14 protein-coding genes are annotated in these 17,212 nt (G+C 73.5%); 3 read left to right on the top strand and 11 right to left on the bottom strand.

What is annotated here, in order from left to right:
- Positions 1-10 precede the first annotated feature (10 nt).
- Complete coding sequence (locus FHX31_RS04500) at positions 11-796, bottom strand: hypothetical protein (protein ID WP_013288005.1); 786 nt, start codon at positions 794-796, stop codon at positions 11-13.
- A gap of 196 nt (positions 797-992) precedes the next feature.
- On the opposite strand from FHX31_RS04500, the gene FHX31_RS04495 reads away from it, so the two are divergent.
- Together FHX31_RS04495 and FHX31_RS04490 are read left to right on the top strand one after the other, a co-directional pair.
- Positions 993-1,469 carry a DUF4383 domain-containing protein gene (locus FHX31_RS04495; protein ID WP_184975194.1) on the top strand — a complete coding sequence of 159 codons (477 nt, stop codon included), beginning with the start codon at positions 993-995 and terminating at the stop codon, positions 1,467-1,469.
- Between the two features lie 85 nt (positions 1,470-1,554).
- Positions 1,555-2,214: a DUF6766 family protein gene (locus FHX31_RS04490; protein WP_184975191.1), complete on the top strand. Its 660-nt coding sequence runs from the start codon at positions 1,555-1,557 to the stop codon at positions 2,212-2,214.
- A gap of 3 nt (positions 2,215-2,217) precedes the next feature.
- On the opposite strand, the gene FHX31_RS04485 is transcribed toward FHX31_RS04490, so the two are convergent.
- From FHX31_RS04485 to FHX31_RS04440, 10 genes are all read right to left on the bottom strand, one after another.
- Complete coding sequence (locus FHX31_RS04485; RefSeq protein WP_184975187.1) at positions 2,218-2,667, bottom strand: GNAT family N-acetyltransferase; 450 nt, start codon at positions 2,665-2,667, stop codon at positions 2,218-2,220.
- 59 nt (positions 2,668-2,726) lie between these two features.
- Entirely contained in the window at positions 2,727-4,178 is a 1,452-nt protein-coding gene (gene obgE / locus FHX31_RS04480; protein ID WP_013288009.1) for a GTPase ObgE, read from the bottom strand.
- Positions 4,179-4,268: 90 nt separating this feature from the next.
- Positions 4,269-4,523 carry a 50S ribosomal protein L27 gene (gene rpmA, locus FHX31_RS04475; protein ID WP_013288010.1) on the bottom strand — a complete coding sequence of 85 codons (255 nt, stop codon included), beginning with the start codon at positions 4,521-4,523 and terminating at the stop codon, positions 4,269-4,271.
- A gap of 11 nt (positions 4,524-4,534) precedes the next feature.
- Positions 4,535-4,849 (bottom strand): 50S ribosomal protein L21, encoded by a 315-nt coding sequence (rplU, locus tag FHX31_RS04470; RefSeq protein ID WP_013288011.1) that lies wholly within the window; start codon positions 4,847-4,849, stop codon positions 4,535-4,537.
- 302 nt (positions 4,850-5,151) lie between these two features.
- Positions 5,152-8,421 (bottom strand): Rne/Rng family ribonuclease, encoded by a 3,270-nt coding sequence (locus tag FHX31_RS04465; protein WP_184975184.1) that lies wholly within the window; start codon positions 8,419-8,421, stop codon positions 5,152-5,154.
- Positions 8,422-8,551: 130 nt separating this feature from the next.
- A complete protein-coding gene (locus tag FHX31_RS04460) occupies positions 8,552-9,271 on the bottom strand; it encodes a TIGR03936 family radical SAM-associated protein (RefSeq protein WP_083395316.1) in 720 nt (239 codons plus the stop codon).
- Positions 9,272-9,602: 331 nt separating this feature from the next.
- The gene (mycP, locus tag FHX31_RS04455; RefSeq protein ID WP_184975181.1) at positions 9,603-11,045 is read right to left on the bottom strand and encodes a type VII secretion-associated serine protease mycosin; all 1,443 of its coding nucleotides are present in this window, start codon (positions 11,043-11,045) and stop codon (positions 9,603-9,605) included.
- 10 nt (positions 11,046-11,055) lie between these two features.
- Entirely contained in the window at positions 11,056-12,531 is a 1,476-nt protein-coding gene (locus FHX31_RS04450; protein WP_184975178.1) for a hypothetical protein, read from the bottom strand.
- Between the two features lie 13 nt (positions 12,532-12,544).
- Positions 12,545-12,982: a hypothetical protein gene (locus tag FHX31_RS04445; protein ID WP_013288016.1), complete on the bottom strand. Its 438-nt coding sequence runs from the start codon at positions 12,980-12,982 to the stop codon at positions 12,545-12,547.
- 169 nt (positions 12,983-13,151) lie between these two features.
- Positions 13,152-15,137 carry a TIGR03960 family B12-binding radical SAM protein gene (locus FHX31_RS04440; protein WP_013288017.1) on the bottom strand — a complete coding sequence of 662 codons (1,986 nt, stop codon included), beginning with the start codon at positions 15,135-15,137 and terminating at the stop codon, positions 13,152-13,154.
- Positions 15,138-15,342: 205 nt separating this feature from the next.
- On the opposite strand from FHX31_RS04440, the gene FHX31_RS04435 reads away from it, so the two are divergent.
- Complete coding sequence (locus tag FHX31_RS04435) at positions 15,343-17,211, top strand: hypothetical protein (protein WP_184975175.1); 1,869 nt, start codon at positions 15,343-15,345, stop codon at positions 17,209-17,211.
- The last annotated feature ends 1 nt before the right edge of the window (position 17,212 follow it).

Here is a 17,212-nt window from a genome sequence, read left to right as displayed (position 1 = left end):
GTGCGGCCGGTCACGGGCGGGGAGCGCCGGTCGACGGGACACCCGGCAGCGGGTCGGTGCGCTCCGGCGGCGGCAGCGGCTGACCGGTGCCACCCGCCGGGTCGGCCCAGGTGTTCGGGGCGCCGCCGGCCGGGTAGGTCGCGCCCGGCGCGGAGTAGCCCGGGTCCGGCTCGGCGTAGCTGCCCGGCGTCGGGTCGAGGTAGCCGCCCGGCGGGACCTGGTCCGGCACCTCACGGGCGGTCGGGATGACGGCGGTGCGGTCCGGGTCGTACGCCGGCCGCGCCGTGCTGTCGTCGCCGATCGCGGCGATGTTGCGGGTGAGCCGCCCGGCGACCACGCCGAGCAGCGCCGCCCCGACGAGGAACGTGCCGGGGTTGCGGCGGGCGTAGGTCTTCACCTCGTTGAGCAGGTCGCCCGGCTCGCGCTGCTCCAGCCAGCCGGCCACGCCGTGCACGCGCTCGGCCGCCTGGTGGGCCAGCTCGGTGACCGGTCCGGAGCCGCCACCCTGCTGCGCCATGGTGCGCATCTCGTCGGCGAGCGACCGCAGTCCGCTGGCGGCGCGCTGCTGCTGCTGACCGGCCTGCGCGGTGACCTGGCTGCGGGTCTCGCCGTAGAGGTCGCGGGCCTGCCGCTTGGCCTCGCCCACCACCTCCCGGCCCTGCTCCTTGGCGGTCTGCGCGACGGCGCCGCCCGCGTTCGCGGCGTCGGAGCCGACCTGGCGGGCCTGGTCACGCACACCGCCACCACCGTTCGTCGACTGGTACGTGGCCGAACTGGGGGAAAGATCCTGAGTCATGGTGTCCCTTCCGCTCGTACTTCCCAGCGGGTGTCTTCGGGGGGTACGCGGATTTGTTTCCGCGTGACAAGTGCCCTACCCCAGGTCGGCGGCTCCATGCCTGATTCGTGAATTCTCTGCGGGAGCGCCCCACCCCGGTCAGACAATGGGGTGCCCGCCCGCCCGGGCGGCGGCGAGTTCCACGGGGGTGACAGGGATGGCACGTGACCTGCACGAACACGCGTCCGCCCGGCCTGCGGTGCAGAAGGTCGCCCTCGCGGCGGCGGCTCTCTTCGCGCTGATCGGCGTGCTCGGCTTCGTGCCCGGCATCACCACGCACTACGGCGAGATGACGTTCGCCGGGCACCACTCCGAGGCGAAGCTGCTCGGGGTGTTCCAGGTCTCGGTGCTGCACAACCTGGTGCACCTGCTGTTCGGCCTGGTCGGTCTGGTGATGGCCCGGCGGCTGGCCGGGGCACGGGTGTTCCTGGCCGTCGGCGGCGCGCTCTACCTGGTGCTGTGGCTGTACGGCTTCGCCATCGACCGGGACACGTCGGTCAACTTCGTACCGGTGAACGATGCCGACAACTGGCTGCACCTGGTCCTCGGTTTCGGCATGCTCGCCGCCGGCCTGCTGCTGAACAACAACCTCGGCACCGGCACCCGGGTGGAGGCCCCCTTCGACCGCCCCTGACCAGGCGCGACACGCCGGTGCGGCGTTTGCCCCGGCCCGACGCCGGGCAGGAGGGCAATCGCGAGCGGGTCGAGGAGGTCCGGCGATGCCACGGTGGTTGCGCGACAACATGCTCTCGGTCGCCATGCTCGGCGCGTTCCTGGTCTTCCTGCTGCTCCAGAGCGTGTTCGGCTGGCAGGTGCACAACGAGGAGCTGAGCCGGTACGGCGCCGAGCCGCTGAGCTGGTGGGCCTATCTCGGCACCGGGCACTTCGCCGAGGCGGTGTTCGAGAACTGGGAGTCGGAGTTCCTCCAGATGGGCGGCTACGTGCTGCTCACCGCGTACCTGGTGCAGAAGGGCTCGGCCGAGTCGAAGCCGGAGGACCAGACGGACCGCCCGGAGGACGACCGCGACCACGCCCGCCCCGATTCACCGTGGCCGGTACGCGCCGGCGGGCTGCCGCTCGTGGTCTACCGCAACAGCCTCGCCATCGCACTGCTGATGATCTTCGGCGGCGCGTTCCTGGGGCACCTGTTCGGCGGTGTGGCCGCCTACAACCAGGAGCAGGCGCTGGAGAGCGGCGCCGCCCCGATCAGCGCGTGGCAGTTCCTCGGCACCAGCGACTTCTGGTTCCAGTCGATGCAGAACTGGCAGAGCGAGTTCCTCGCCGTGGGCGTGCTGATCCTGCTCAGCATCGTGCTGCGCCAGCACGCCAGCCCCGAGTCGAAGCCGGTCACCGCGCCGCACGCGCAGACGAGCGCCTGAGCGTCAGGCCGCCACCGGCAGCCGCTTCGCGAAGCAGACGCTGTACGGGTTGTCCACGTACTCGCCGTAGACCGGGATCGGCTCGTAACCGCTGGACCGGTAGAGCCCGATCGCGGCCGGCAGGTAGGTGCCCGTCTCCAGGCACACAATGCGGTGCCCCTGCTGGAACGCCAGCTCCTCCAGCGCCACGAGCAACTGCCGGGCGATGCCCCGCCCCCGGTACGCCGGCCGTACGTACATCCGCTTCAGCTCGCCGGTGTCGGCGTCGAGCGCCTGGAGCCCACCGCAGCCGACCGCCCGGCCGCCCACCACGGCGGCCAGGTAGTGGATGTCGGTGTGCACGACTGTGACCTGCCCGTCCAGCCCGCCGTCCGCGTCGCGCAGCTCACGCTGCTGGGCGACGACGAGCGCGGCGATCTCCGGATCGGTGGCGGGACGGGACTCGATCAACATGTCCGTACGCTAGATCGGCCGGATTTCGCGCAGGTTTCCCGCCACCGACCCGCAAACGGCTACTCGGCGTCCGCTTCCGCCGCGGGCGCGGCCTCGACCTCGTCCTCCGGCCGGACCCGGCGGGCCTTGCGGGCCGCCAGCCGGTCGGACGCCGACGGACGGTTCGACTTCTCCTCCAGCCGTACGTCGGTGCCCCGGTTACCGGGCACGAAGTCGACACCGGCGTAGAGCGTCGGCTGCCAGTCGAACTCCCGGTCGCCGATGCGCACCAGGTCACCGGCCTGCGCGCCGGCCTTCGCGAGCTTCTCCTCGACGCCGAGGCGGGCCAGCCGGTCGGCCAGGTAACCCACTGCCTCGTCGTTGTCGAAGTTGGTCTGCTTCACCCAGCGCTCCGGCCGGCTGCCGCGCACCGTGTACGAGCCGTCCGGCTCGGCCTCGATGGTGAAGCCGGCGTCGTCGACCGCCTTCGGGCGGATCACGATCCGGGTCGGCTCGGCCGGTGGGGCGGCGCGGCGGCCCTGGTCGACCAGCTCCGCCATCGCGTACGTCAGCTCCCGCAGGCCCTCCCGGGTGGCGGCCGAGACGTCGAACACGCGCAGGCCGCGCGCCTCCAGGTCGGGGCGGACGATGTCGGCGAGATCCTTGCCGTCCGGCACGTCGACCTTGTTGAGCGCGACCAGCCGGGGCCGGTCGGCCAGGCCGCCGTACTGGGACAGCTCCGACTCGATGGCGTCGATGTCGGCGAGCGGGTCGCGTCCGGGCTCCAGCGTCGCGGTGTCGATCACGTGCACCAGCACGGCGCAGCGCTCGACGTGGCGGAGGAACTCCAGGCCCAGGCCCTTGCCGCTGGCCGCGCCCGGGATCAGGCCCGGCACGTCGGCGACGGTGAAGGTGTGGTTGTCCACCCGCACCACGCCCAGGTTGGGCACCAGCGTGGTGAAGGGGTAGTCGGCGATCTTCGGCTTGGCCGCGGAGATCACCGAGATCAGCGACGACTTGCCCGCCGACGGGAAGCCGACCAGGCCCACGTCGGCGACGCTCTTGAGCTCCAGCACGACGTCCAGCCGGTCGCCGGGCTCACCCAGCTCGGCGAAGCCCGGCGCCTTGCGGCGGGCGTTCGCCAGCGAGGCGTTGCCGCGCCCGCCCCGGCCGCCCCGGGCCGCCTCGAACGTGGTGCCGACGCCGACCAGGTCGGCCAGCACCTCGCCGTCGAGGCTCTGCACGACGGTGCCGTTCGGCACCTTGATGACCAGGTCACGGCCGTTGGCGCCGTCCCGGTTCGAGCCGGCGCCGCCCTTGCCGTTCTCGGCCTTCAGGTGCGGCCGGAAGTGGAAGTCGAGCAGCGTGGTGACCTGCGGGTCGACCACCAGCGACACGCTGCCGCCGTGGCCGCCGTTGCCGCCGTCCGGCCCGCCGAACGGCTTGAACTTCTCCCGGTGGATCGAGACACAGCCGTGCCCGCCGTCGCCGGCCTGCATGTGCAGGACGACCCGGTCAACGAACGTCGTCACGACGCCAATCCTTCCAGCGGGGTCCGCCCCGCACGGGGAAAAGCGAAGCGGGCCGGGACTCGAGGTCCGCGGCCCGCAACGCTTACAGAACTACTGCTGAGGCACGATGCTGACGGTCTTGCGACCGCGCTTGGTGCCGAACTGCACCGAGCCGGCGGCCAGCGCGAACAGCGTGTCGTCGCCGCCACGGCCGACCAGGTCACCGGGGTGGAACTTGGTGCCACGCTGACGGATGAGGATCTCACCTGCGCTGACGACCTGACCACCGAAGCGCTTCACGCCGAGCCGCTGGGCCGCGGAGTCACGGCCGTTACGCGAGCTGGACGCACCCTTTTTGTGAGCCATTGGAGGACGACCTACTTCCCGCTGGAGATGCCGGTCACCTTGACCTGGGTCAGCGGCTGGCGGTGACCCTGGCGCTTGTGGTAGCCGGTCTTGTTCTTGAACTTGTGGATCCGGATCTTCGGGCCCTTGGTGTGCGCGGCGATCTCGCCGGACACCGCGACCTTGGCGAGCTTCGCCGCTTCGGTCACCAGGTCGTCACCGTCGACGAGGAGCACCGCGGTGAGCTTCACCGCGTCGCCGGGGGCACCGGCGAGCTTCTCGACCTCGATCACGTCGCCCTCGGCGACCTTGTACTGCTTGCCGCCGGTCTTGACGATCGCGTACATCGGAGGCGGACTCCCTGTCGTTGAGGCTGCTGGCGTCTATTGCACCGTTGCCGGCTGTCACACCGTCGACGGTCGTTCCCACGGCGTCTCGCCGGGAGCCGTGACACCGGCGGCGCGGGCACGCGGGAACTCGGCACACCAAAGTGCGCCGCAGGCAAGCGTACGCCATACCCGGCCCGCCCCCCAAACCGGGCTGCCGGTCGGTGCCTCTCCGCCCTGCTCGGCGGACACGACAGGGCCCCCGCCCCGCCTCTTCCCGGCGGATCGGGGGCCCTGTTCGCGCAGGTCAGCGCGCTAAAGCCTCACGGCCGCGTACGCCGCCGGGCACCACCACGGCGCGCCCGCCGGCGCGGGGCGCCGCTGTCGTCGTCGTTGTCTCCGTCACCGATCGCGTCCGGGTCGTCGGCGGCGGCCAGCCGGGCCGAGTCGCCCTCCTGGCTGTCCGCGATCGCCGGGGCGGCGGGCGTGTCCGTCTCGAACCGGGACAGGTCGTAGCCCTGGGTGTCGTAGTAGTCGTCGTCGGTCTCGACCACCTCGGCGACGGTCCGCTCCGGGGCGGCCGGCGCCTCGGTGACTGCCTGCGGCTGCGCGGAGGGCTGCTCCGGCGCGGCCTCCACCGCGGGCTTCTCCGCGGCGGCCTTGCGGCCCCGGCGGCGGCCCTTCTCCTCGGCCGGCGCGGCGACCGCCGAGGCGACCGCCTTGACCTTCTCCCCCGCCCCGCCGCGCGGCTTCTCCGGCACCGGCTCGGTGTGGATGATCACGCCCCGGCCCTTGCAGCACTCGCAGGTCTCGCTGAACGCCTCCAGCAGGCCCGCGCCGATGCGCTTACGGGTCATCTGCACCAGGCCGAGCGAGGTGATCTCGGTGACCTGGTGCTTCGTACGGTCCCGGCCGAGGCACTCGGTGAGCCGGCGCAGCACCAGCTCCCGGTTCGACTCCAGCACCATGTCGATGAAGTCGATCACCACGATGCCGCCGAGGTCGCGCAGCCGCAGCTGGCGCACGATCTCCTCGGCCGCCTCCAGGTTGTTGCGGGTGACCGTCTCCTCCAGGTTGCCACCGGAGCCGGTGTACTTGCCGGTGTTGACGTCGACGACAGTCATCGCCTCGGTACGGTCGATCACCAGCGAGCCGCCCGAGGGGAGGAAGACCTTCCGGTCCAGCCCCTTGAGGATCTGCTCGTCGATCCGGTACTCGGCGAACACGTCCGCCACCCCGGCGTGCCGGCGCAGCCGCGCCACCAGGTCCGGCGACACGTGCGACAGGTACGACTCGACCAGGTCGTACGCGGGCTCGCCCTCGATGACCAGCTCGCGGAAGTCCTCGTTGAAGAGGTCCCGGACCACGCGGATGACCAGGTCCGGCTCCTCGTAGAGCAGCACCGGAGCGCCGCCCTCGGTCGCCTTGGCCTGGATGTCCTCCCACTGCGCCTGGAGCCGCTTGACGTCGCGCGCCAACTCGTCCTCGCTGGCGCCCTCGGCCGCGGTCCGGACGATCACCCCGGCGCCGTCCGGCACCAGCTTCTTCAGCACGTCCCGCAGCCGCTTACGCTCGGTGTCGGGCAGCTTGCGGCTGATCCCGGAGGCGTTGCCGTTGGGCACGTAGACCAGGTGCCGGCCGGAGAGCGCGATGTGGCTGGTCAGCCGCGCGCCCTTGTGCCCGATCGGGTCCTTGGTGACCTGCACCAGGACCGAGTCGCCGGAGCGCAGCGCCTGCTCGATCGAGCGGGCCCGGCCCTCCAGGCCGGTGGCGTCCCAGTTGACCTCACCGGCGTACAGGACCGCGTTGCGCCCGCGCCCGATGTCGACGAAGGCCGCCTCCATGCTCGGCAGGACGTTCTGGACCTTGCCCAGGTAGACGTTGCCGGCCATCGTGCCGGACGAGTTCCGCGTGACGTAGTGCTCCACGAGCACGCCGTCCTCGAGCACCGCGATCTGGGTGCGGTCGCCGCGCTGGCGGACCACCATCACCCGGTCCACCGCCTCGCGGCGGGCCAGGAACTCCGACTCGCTCAGGATCGGCGGCCGCGTACGCCGCTGCTCGCGGCCGTCCCGCCGGCGCTGCCGCTTGGCCTCCAGCCGGGTCGAGCCGGAGACACCCTGCACCTCGTCGACCGGCTTGCGCGGCTCACGGATCTTGACGACGGTCGGCACGCCGTCCTCGGCGGCGGTGTCCGCCTCCCCGGCGCCCCGGCGGCGACGACGGCGACGGCGACGGGTCATCCCCTCGCCCTCGGCCTCCTCGTCCTCCGCCGGCTCCTCGGCCTCACCCTCGGCCTCGGCCGCGGCGGGCTCCTCGACGTCCTCGTCGTCGACCTCGTCCGCGCCGCCCTTGCCCCGGCCACGACCCCGGCGGCCCCGGCGGCGGCGACGCCGGCCCGCGGCCGTCTCGTCGTCCTCGTCCCCCTCGGCGGTCTCCTCGGCCTCGGCGGCGAACTCCTCCTCGGCGACCTCCGGCTCGACCTCGGCCTCGACCGGCTCGACCTCACGGCGGCCGCGACGGCGGCGCCGGCCGGTCTCGACCGCTTCCTCGATCGGCTCCTCGGCGGCCGGGTACGTCACCTGGACGGCCGGCGCCTCGTCGGGCTGCGGCGCCATGAACAGGACGGTCGGCGCGGAGAGCGCGGCACGACGCCGGCGGCTGGTGGCCGGCGGCGTCTCGGCCGGCTCCTCGGCCGCGCGCGGCACGGCGGCACCCGTCGACACGACGCCCGTCGCGTCGGCCGGGCCGCCGCTGCGGGCCAGGTTCACCTCTTCGGTACGCGCAGCCGAGGCGCTCGCGTCTGCAACGGCCTCGGCCTCGGCGTCCTCGACGTCCTCGCCGGTGGTCTCACCGATGCCGCCGATGCTCGCCTTGCCGGCGCCGGCGGCCTTGGTCCTGCTGGTGGTGGCCCTGCGCCGGCCGGTGGGGGCCTGCGGTGCAGTCTCGGCGGCGGTACCCGCGGTGACGGCCTCGCCCGGTGCGGCGGTCTCGCCGCCGTCGATGTCGGCGCGTCCCTCGGCGATCAGGTCGCCACCGGGCGCGGAGACCGGTCCGTCGATCACGCCGTCCGCGGGCGCCTGCCCCGCGGCGGTGGTCTCGTCCGGCGCGACGGTCTCGGCAGCCGGCGTGGCCTTGCGACGACGGGTCCGGGTCACCTTGACCGGCGGCACGACCTCCTCCGAGGCGGCCTCCACACCGGCCGCGGCCACCGGCTCCTCGATCGCCTTCGCCGGCGTCGCCTTACGACGCCGCCGGGTGGTCTTCGGCGCGGTGTCCAACTCACCGGCCACCGGCGCGAGCACCTCGGCCTGCGGCGACTCGCCGCTGCCGGTCACCGTGGTGGACGCCTCGACCGGCGCGTCGGTCTGCTCCGGCTGGTTCAGCGGAGCGGCCTTGCGGCGGCTGGCCCGCTTACGGGCCGGCGGCTTGGTCTCCGCGACGCCCTCCACGGTGCCTTCCGTGGTGGCTCCCCCGGCGCCGGCAGAGGTCGCGCTCGCGGCGCTGCCGGAGGCGGTGGTGGCACTGTCGGCGGTCATCCCGGCCGGCTCTGCGCCGGTCCGTTCGCCGCCCTCGGGCTCGTTCTCGAGCATGGACGTTCTCCAGTTCTGGCCGCCCCGGGCGCGGGTGAGCGCTGCCACGCAGGGTTGCCGCAAAGGTGTTTCCGCCGGGCGCGCAAACGCGCGACCGCCGAAGTCTGCCTGCCAGAGCGTTGACCGACGGTCAGCGCTCTCCGATGGTTGCCCCGTCGCGATCCGCTTCCAACGGATCGACGATCTCGCCCTGCGCGGTCAGCGTGCCCTGCGCCAGCCGGATCACCTTCGGGGTGACCGGCGGCTCCAGGGCGGCCACCGCACGGAGGCCGGAGAGGACGTCATCGGGCCGAACGGACGGGGTGACCTGCCGCACGACCAGTTCGAGTATCGCACACGGTACGGCCGCCGCCCCGGAAGGCGTCTCAGCCGGAGCCATGGCATCGATCGACACCACTGCCGCACGGGCGTCGAAGGTACGCCGCCCCTGCTTGGTCATCCGCTCGACCTGGATCTCCTCGGCGGCCGTGAAGGCAGCCACGGCCTCCGCGAGCACCTTCGGGTCGACCTCGGGCAGCTCGATTCGCCAGTACGACGCCTCGATCCGGTCCGCCAGGCTGCCGCCGACGGCCTCCACCGCGTCGATCACGTCGAGCCCGGGCGAGAGAGCGGCGTCGAGCGCCTCACGCAGCCGTGCCGGGTCGACCGGCTCACGGAGCCCGATCTCCAGGTACTCGGCCTCGCTCGCCACTCCCGTCGGGGCGGCCGAGGCGTACGAGATCTTCGGGTGCGGGGTGAACCCCTGAGAGAAGGCGATCGGCACGCCGGCCCGGCGCAGCGCGCGCTCGAAGGCCCGGGCGAAGTCCCGGTGCGAGGTGAACCGCAGCGGCCCACGCTTGGCGTACCGGATACGGACCCGCTGGACGACGGGGGCCTGGCCGCCCTCGGGTTGAGGCTTTCTGGCGATCGTGAGCTCCTCGGCTGTGCCTGCGTATCGGTCTCATCCTGACGCAGCGCCCACCGCGCCCCACACCCGGGGCCACCCCACCCACCCCAAACCCCCACAAACCCCGACCCCCGCCCCCACCCCACCCCACCCCATCTCCACCCGGTCGATCATGAGGTTAACGGCGAAATCGGAGATCAACTTGGGCGTCAACTTCATGATCGTCGGGTTGGGCGGTGTGGGGGTGGGGGTGGGGGAGGTGGGGGTTTGTGGGGCGGGTCGGGTGCGGGGTCGGTCAGGGGCGGGGGTCGCCGGGTGGGGCGTACGGGCTCTGGCCGGGTGGGGTGTGGGCCTGGCCCTGGGGCGGGTAGGCGCCCGCGCCGGGCTGGGGGTACCCACCCGGCTGCGGGTATCCGCCCTGCTGGGGGTAGCCGCCCGGCTGGGGGTGCGCGCCGGGTGGCGGGTAGCCGCCGGGTGGGCCGTAGCCGGGCGGCGGGGCGGCGTGACCGGCGGGCACCGGCGGGCCCTGCCCACCGGCGTCCATCCGGTCCAGCGCCTCGTCCGGGATCGAGCCGACCTTCGCCAGCTCACGCCGGTGACGGCGGCGGTTCCAGATCAGGAAAACCACGAGCGCCAGCAGCACCACGAGCGCCACGGCGATGCCGATGCCGATCACCATCACCTGCTGGTCGGTGGGGCCGCCCCGGTCGCCGTACTTCGTCACGTCGAAGTTGTCGTCCTCGGCGGCGGCCGGTGGCGCGGACGCGCTCGGCGCGGCGGCCCCGAGCAGCGGGTTCGCCGACACCGACGGCACGTCTGCGGTGAGCGCCGCCACCGGGTCGATCCGGCCGAAGCCGAACCGCGGGTCGCGGCCGGGCGGCCCGGCGTCCCGGGCGGTACGGATCATCCGGTTGATCACGTCGGGCGCGGAGAGTTTCGGGTGCTTCGACCGGATCAGCGCCGCGACGCCGGAGACGACGGCGGCGGCGTCGGATGTGCCGTCCCCCCAGCCATAGCCCCGGTCCGGGCCGATGTTGTAGACCTCGTCGCCGGGCGCGGCGATCACCGCTTCCGGGCCCTGGGCCGATCCGGACCAGAAACCCCCGCCCCGGACCGTGCCGGTCACCGCGATCACGCCGGGGATCTTGGCGGGTGAGACGACGTCCGGGCCGGCCTGCCGGACGTTGCCGGCGGCGGCCACCACGACCACGTCGCGCTCCAGCGCGTACCGGATCGCGGCCTCCTCGACCTCCTCCACGGGCCCGGCGCCGCCGTACGACAGGTTGAGCACCTTCGCACCGCCGTCGACGGCCATCCGAATGCCGGTCGCGGAGTCGTCCTTGGTGGCCGCCGCGCCGACGGGCTTCCGGATGGGCAGGATCCGGGCGTCGGGCGCGATGCCGACCACCCCGGTCCCGTTGGCCGCGATGATCCCGGCCATGTGGGTGCCGTGGCCGTCCGGGTCGCGCCGGCCGTCGCCGGAGTCACGGGTGCTGCCCCCGGCCAGGACCTGGCCCCGCATGTCGGGGTGCCCGGCGTCCACACCGGTGTCCAGCACGCCGACGACGACGCCCCGCCCGGTGGAGATCTGATGCGCCCGGTCGATCCGCAGCTCGTCCAGATACCACTGCTCGGCGCGGCGCGGCGCGGCGACCGCCGGCTGGGCGGCACCCAGCAGCATCAGTCCGGCAAGCAGACCGGCCGTCACCGGCCGGAGCGCGCCGACGTGCACCTTCATCCGTCCGTCCTCATCGCAGGATGCCCGGGGACGCACCGTCACCGGCACCCCACGGATCGTCGTCCTCAGTCAACCATGACGAGTGCCCCGCCGCGTCGCCGCCGTGACCGGCGCCGCCGTGACCGCCCATCATTCCGCCGCCCATCATCCCGGCACCGGCCATCCCGCCACGCGCGCCGCCCGCGCCGCCCGGTCCCGCCGCGGCCGCGGCCTTCAACGCGCTGGCCGCGCTGGTCAGTGGCGGAACCTTGCCGTTGCCGCCGCCGACCATGCCGGGCAGGCCGCCCATGGCCATGCCGCCGGCCGCGCCGATCCCACCGCCGCCGATCCCGCCGGCCGAGCCCAGGCCGGCGCCACCACCGCCGAAGCCGCCGCCACCGGCGCTCAGTCCACCCGCGCCACCGCCGCCCAGACCGAGCGTGCCCGGCCCGCCTGCGGTGATCGTGCCGGGCCCGCCCGCGCCGGCCAGACCACTGCCGTACTCCGGGGTGCCCGAGCCGGGCGCGCCACCGAGCTCGGGGATCCCCCCGGCGGTCGGCGGGGTGTAGGTGCCGCCGCCGGGGATGCCGCTGCCGGGCCCACCGGGGGGCGGCGTGAACGAACCGCCGCCGGGCGTGCCACCACCGATGCCGGTGCTGCCGATGGACGGCATGGGGCCGCCACCGCCGGGCATGCCGCCGCCGGGCGCGCCGCCACCCGGCAGGCCGCCGCCGGGCACACCCGTCGGGGGAACCCGCGGGTCGCCGCGGTAGCCGTCGCCCAGTTCGCTGTCCGTGGGGCGGGGTACGGCCAACTTGGGGCGCTCGGCCTCGACCGCTGCCGGCAGCGGCGACATCGCCTTGTTGGCCGCCTGCTGGTTGTCGCGGTACCAGTTGTCGAGGTGCGACTTGGTGTCCCACCAGCCGCCCCGCTTCTGGTCGCTGGCGTTGCCGTCGATCTTCATGGTGGCTTCGAGGTCGTCGGCCTTGTCGCGGAACGCGCCGTCGGCGTACAACGCCTGGTTGCCCTGGTAGTCGCTGCGCAGCGCGGCGAGGAAGCCGGACTGGCTCTCACCGTCGCGCGCGTCGTCCAGCTCGGTGCCGCCGGGCAGGCTCCACTCGTTCCAGCCGAAGTTGTCCATCAGCGGGATCGGGATGCTCGCCACCGCCGTACGGATGTCGCCCTCGATCCGCGACAGCGCGCCGCTGACGTTGCTGGCGTGCGTGATGAGTTCCTCGATGTCCTTGCCGATCTCGGACAGGTGCTCGCGGTACGCGTCGCCGCCGCTGCCCTTCCAGCCGGCGAGCATCCCGGGCAGGCCGCCGGTGTGCGGGCGCTCCTGGCCGGCCGCGATCGGGCCGACGAACGAACGGCCCACCAGCGAGTCGCGTAGGTGGCCGAGCGCCGTGGAGAGGTTCTTCCAGCCCGCGCCGACCGATCCGACGGTTTCCGGGTCCGCCGAGAGCGTCACCTCACGGACGCAACGCTCCCAGGTGCCTCCTGCCATGACCGTCTCCCCCTCAGGCCGTGTACGGGTAGGTGGGCTGCTGACCGGCGTCCGGCGGCGGGGCCGCGGACTCCAGCAGACGCTCGATGTCCTTGCCGTTGGCCGCGTTGCGGGCCTCGGCGTCGCGGAACGCCTTGGCGATGTCCTGTGTGCCCTGCTTCAGGCCGGCCAGCTTCATGGAGATGGCCTTGAGGTGGGCCTCCATGCTGGCGGTGGACGTGGTCAGCGCCTGCCATTGCATCCGGGCGTCCTCGTACGCGCCGAACGGGGTGCCGTTGGGCACCGTCTGCGCGTTGCCGCTGTCGCCCTTCATCCGCTCCTTGATGCGCTCCATCTCCCAGGAGATGGTGTCCTCGACGTACTGCTTGAGGCGCTCGATGTACTCGGCCGCCGCATCCAGGTCCTCGACGCTGACGTGCAGATCGCCGGTGTCCGGCGGATTGATGCCCATGCTGCCTGTCCTCCCCGCTGCCGGCCCCGGCCGGTCCATTACGGACGCAGCGTATCGAGGAAGGACCAGTCGGGGCACCCCCACCCCGCGTACCGCGACGGTCACCGGGAAGGACGACGGAGCGCGGGAACCCGGGCGGGTTCCCGCGCTCCGGTGAGTGCGGGCGGCGTCAGCCCTGGGCGGCTGCGGGCAGCTTCAGCCCGTTGACCGGGGTGAGCGGCAGCAGCTTGCGGCCGGTCGGGCCGATCTGGATCTCGGTGTCCATGGACGGGCAGACGCCGCAGTCGAAGCAGGGCGTCCAGCGGCAGTCGTCCTGCTCGTACTCCGACAGCGAGTCCTGCCAGTCCTGCCAGAGCCAGTCCTTGTCCAGGCCGGAGTCGAGGTGGTCCCAGGGCAGGACCTCCAGCTCCTCGCGCTGCCGGGTGGTGTACCAGTCGAGGTCCACGCCGTACGCCGGCAGTACCTCGGTGGCGGCGTCCACCCACCGCTGGTAGGAGAAGTGCTCGCTCCAGCCGTCGAACCGGCCGCCGTTCTCCCAGACCTTGCGGATCACCGCGCCGACCCGGCGGTCGCCCCGGGAGAGCAGGCCCTCGATCAGCGACGGCTCGCCGTCGTGGTAGCGGAAGCCGATCGCCCGGCCCAGCGACCGGTCGCTGTTGATCGCCTGCTTGAGCAGCTTGAGCCGGCCGTCGATGACCTCCGGCCGCTCCATCGAGGCCCACTGGAACGGGGTGTGCGGCTTCGGCACGAACCCGCCGATGGAGACCGTGCAGCGGATGTCCTTCGACCCGGTGGCCGCGCGGCCGGCCCGGATCACCTCGTGCGCCATGTCGGCGATCTCGAGGACGTCCTCGTCGGTCTCGGTGGGCAGGCCGCACATGAAGTAGAGCTTCACCTGCCGCCAGCCGTTGGAGTACGCGGTGACCACCGTACGGATGAGGTCTTCCTTCGACACCATCTTGTTGATCACCTTGCGGATCCGCTCCGACCCGCCCTCGGGCGCGAAGGTCAGACCGGTCCGCCGCCCGTTGCGGGACAGCTCCTGGGCCAGGTCGATGTTGAACGCGTCCACCCGGGTCGACGGCAGCGACAGCGAGACGTTCGTGCCCGCGTACTGCTCGGCCAGGCCGGAGCACATGTCGCCGATCTCGGAGTGATCGGCCGACGACAGCGACAGCAGGCCCACCTCGTGGAAGCCGGAGAACTCCAGCCCTTCCTTGACCATCTGGCCGACGGTGGTGATCGACCGCTCCCGCACCGGGCGGGTGATCATGCCGGCCTGGCAGAAGCGGCAGCCGCGGGTGCAGCCCCGGAAGATCTCCACCGCGTACCGCTCGTGGACCGTCTCGGCGAGCGGCACCAGGGGCTTCTTCGGGTACGGCCAGGCGTCCAGGTCCATGGTGGTGCGCTTGTGCACCCGGAACGGCACGTCCGGCCGGTTCGGCACGACCCGCTGGATCCGGCCGTCGGGCAGGTAGTCGACGTCGTAGAAGCGCGGCACGTACACGCTCTCGGTGCGGGCCAGCCGCAGCAGCAGCTCGTCGCGGCCGCCCGGGGAGCCCTCCGTCTTCCACTCCCGGACGATGGCGGTGATCTCCAGCACCGCCTCCTCGCCGTCGCCGAGCACCGCGGCGTCGACGAAGTCGGCGATCGGCTCCGGGTTGAACGCGGCGTGCCCGCCGGCCACGATCACCGGGTCGGCGTCGGTGCGGTCGGCGGCGAGCAGCGGGATGCCGGCCAGGTCGATCGCGGTGAGCAGGTTGGTGTAGCCCAGCTCGGTGGAGAACGAGACGCCGAACACGTCGAAGTCACGCACCGGGCGGTGGGCGTCGACGGTGAACTGCGGCACGCCGTGGGCGCGCATCAGCTTCTCCAGGTCGGGCCAGACCGCGTACGTCCGCTCGGCCAGCACGTCGGGCAGCTCGTTGAGCACCTCGTACAGGATCTGCACGCCCTGGTTGGGCAGGCCCACCTCGTACGCGTCCGGGTACATCAGCGCCCACCGGACGGTCGCGGCGTCCCAGTCCTTGACCACCGCTCCCAGCTCTCCACCCACGTACTGGATGGGCTTGGTCACCTGCGGCAGCAACGGCTCCAGCCGGGGCCAGACCGAGTTGGCGGCGGCGGGACGCGGGGTCGTGGACGGGGCACTCATGATGCCCAAGCGTACGCGGTGCCCCCGCCTTCTCCCGCGCCCGCGCCCGTGTCCGCCGCGTTGATCAAGGAGTTTGTGTGCTGTCCGGCGCTTCCACGGGCACGAACTCCTTGATCACCGGAGTGGGGCCGGGGACCGGGGCGGAATTCGTCCCGGGTGGCGGGGCGGTACTAACCTCGCAACGGGCCGAGAGGAGATTGCCGCGATGCCGCAGCCGCAGCCGGGGGCGGACCGGCCGGCCGACGGGGCCGAGATGCCGTCCGTCACCGAGCCGGCGACCGCCGCCGACACCGAGGACGCCACGGGCGCCTCGGCTCCGGCGTCCCCGTCCGGCACACCGGAGGCCGCCGACGACCGGACATCCGGCGCGACGGCGGCCGACCAGCCGTCCGGCGCCGCCGACAGCGAGCCCAGCGAGCAGTCGGAGCAGGCCGGAACCGCGCGGCTGGACGAGCCGGCCGAGCCGGCGCTGCGGGACGACCACCCGGAAACGTCCGAGCAGGCTGAACCGGCACGGCGGGACCAAGCAGCCGAACCGGCGGACCCGGCCAGCACCGCCCCGCTCGACAGCGCGAGCCCGCACCCACCGGCCGACGACGCCGCCGCCCCCACCGGCAGGGCCGGCCCCCAGGCGAGCGCGACGACCGCCGACGCCATCTCCGGCAACGCCGGAATGCCGGCCGACGCGCCTACCGGCGACGAGGCTCCGACTGCCGACGCCGGAGCGCCGGGCGGCACTCCGCCCGTACCGGTCACCCGGGCTCGGGGATCCGCGGCGGTTCCGGGCCGCACCACACCCGTACCCACTCCCCGGACCGGGCGGCAGCCGGATCCGACCCTGATCGACATCGCGCCACAGCCGCCCCGGGCCGCGGCCACGCCTGACCCCACCAAGGTCGAGAACGCCCAAGACCGCATGCCGTCGGCGAACACGCCGGACCCGACCCGCGTGGAGAACACCCCCGATCCGACCCGGATCGACGCGCCCGCGCCCCGCTGGAGCGGTTCCGCCGCCGTCCCGCCACCGCCGCCGCGACGGCCCGCCTGGGGCGAGTCCGCCGAGCCCACGCCGGTGCCGCCGCTGGCATCGCCGGAGCACGCCACGCCGGTCGACCCGTGGGCCGGGGTGGACACCACCGGCTGGGAGCTGCACGCCCCCGAACTGCCGCCGCCGACGCCGACGCTGCCCTACACCGCGCCCTGGGCCGCGCCGGACAACCCCCACCCGGCCCATCCGGCGCCACCGGCGGCCCACCCCGCCCCGCAACCGGCGTCACCGGCCCGCCCTGCGCCGCCCGCAGCCCGGCCGGTCTCACCACCGCCGCACAGCCCGCCGTACCCCGGACCGGCCCGGCCGGTCTCGCCGCCGCACCACCCCGGTCCGCCCGCCGCCCGGCCGCTGCCGCCCGCGGCGCCCGTCGCGCCGCCGGCGAAGCCCGGACGGCCGCCGAAGCAGCGCCGGGGCAAGGCCGGGCCGCCTGTCGCACCGCCGCCGGGCTGGCAGCAGCCGCCCAAGCGGACCCGCCGCCGGCGCCGCTGGCCCTGGGTGCTGCTGCTCTCCGTCGCCTGCTGCTGCGGCCTCCCGCTCTGGTGGTTCCAGCCGATCTCCAGCCAGTACCCGGCCAGCGCCACCCTCCCGGACCAGATCGACTCGATGCGGCTGCGCCAGGACGAGAGCAGCCGGAGCGCCGCCGAGGAGCTGAAATCCCAGGTACGCGAGGCGAACCTGCTCGCCGAGGACACGTTCGCCGGCATCTACAGCACGAGCGACGGCAAGCGGGTGACGTTGTTCGGCAGCACCGGGCTGCGGTTCAGCCCGGAGTCGGACGCCAAGGCGGAACTCGACCGCCTCGCCGGGGACTACGCCCTGAAGGAGTCGGTGGCCGTGGACACCGGCGTACGGGGGCGCCACGAGCGCTGCGCCGTGGGCCGGGCGGACGGCGACTCGGTGGTGGTCTGCGTCTCGGCCGACCACGGCAGCCTCACCACGGGCGTGTTCACCCGGCTGTCGGTGGACGACAGCGGGCGGCTGCTGAACGACCTGCGCCAGCGCGTGGTGGTGCCGAAGTCCTGAC

Source organism: Micromonospora sp. CNZ286, assembly GCF_014207755.1.
This window is presented reverse-complemented; position numbering and strand designations above follow the sequence as displayed.

Bases quoted from the DNA above. Each gene is read 5' to 3' on its own strand.
- FHX31_RS04500 (WP_013288005.1), bottom strand. From the start codon at position 796: ATGACTCAGGATCTTTCCCCCAGTTCGGCCACGTACCAGTCGACGAAC.
- FHX31_RS04495 (WP_184975194.1), top strand. From the start codon at position 993: ATGGCACGTGACCTGCACGAACACGCGTCCGCCCGGCCTGCGGTGCAG.
- FHX31_RS04490 (WP_184975191.1), top strand. From the start codon at position 1,555: ATGCCACGGTGGTTGCGCGACAACATGCTCTCGGTCGCCATGCTCGGC.
- FHX31_RS04485 (WP_184975187.1), bottom strand. From the start codon at position 2,667: ATGTTGATCGAGTCCCGTCCCGCCACCGATCCGGAGATCGCCGCGCTC.
- rpmA (WP_013288010.1), bottom strand. From the start codon at position 4,523: ATGGCTCACAAAAAGGGTGCGTCCAGCTCGCGTAACGGCCGTGACTCC.
- rplU (WP_013288011.1), bottom strand. From the start codon at position 4,849: ATGTACGCGATCGTCAAGACCGGCGGCAAGCAGTACAAGGTCGCCGAG.
- FHX31_RS04465 (WP_184975184.1), bottom strand. From the start codon at position 8,421: ATGCTCGAGAACGAGCCCGAGGGCGGCGAACGGACCGGCGCAGAGCCG.
- mycP (WP_184975181.1), bottom strand. From the start codon at position 11,045: ATGAAGGTGCACGTCGGCGCGCTCCGGCCGGTGACGGCCGGTCTGCTT.
- FHX31_RS04450 (WP_184975178.1), bottom strand. From the start codon at position 12,531: ATGGCAGGAGGCACCTGGGAGCGTTGCGTCCGTGAGGTGACGCTCTCG.
- FHX31_RS04445 (WP_013288016.1), bottom strand. From the start codon at position 12,982: ATGGGCATCAATCCGCCGGACACCGGCGATCTGCACGTCAGCGTCGAG.
- FHX31_RS04440 (WP_013288017.1), bottom strand. From the start codon at position 15,137: ATGAGTGCCCCGTCCACGACCCCGCGTCCCGCCGCCGCCAACTCGGTC.
- FHX31_RS04435 (WP_184975175.1), top strand. From the start codon at position 15,343: ATGCCGCAGCCGCAGCCGGGGGCGGACCGGCCGGCCGACGGGGCCGAG.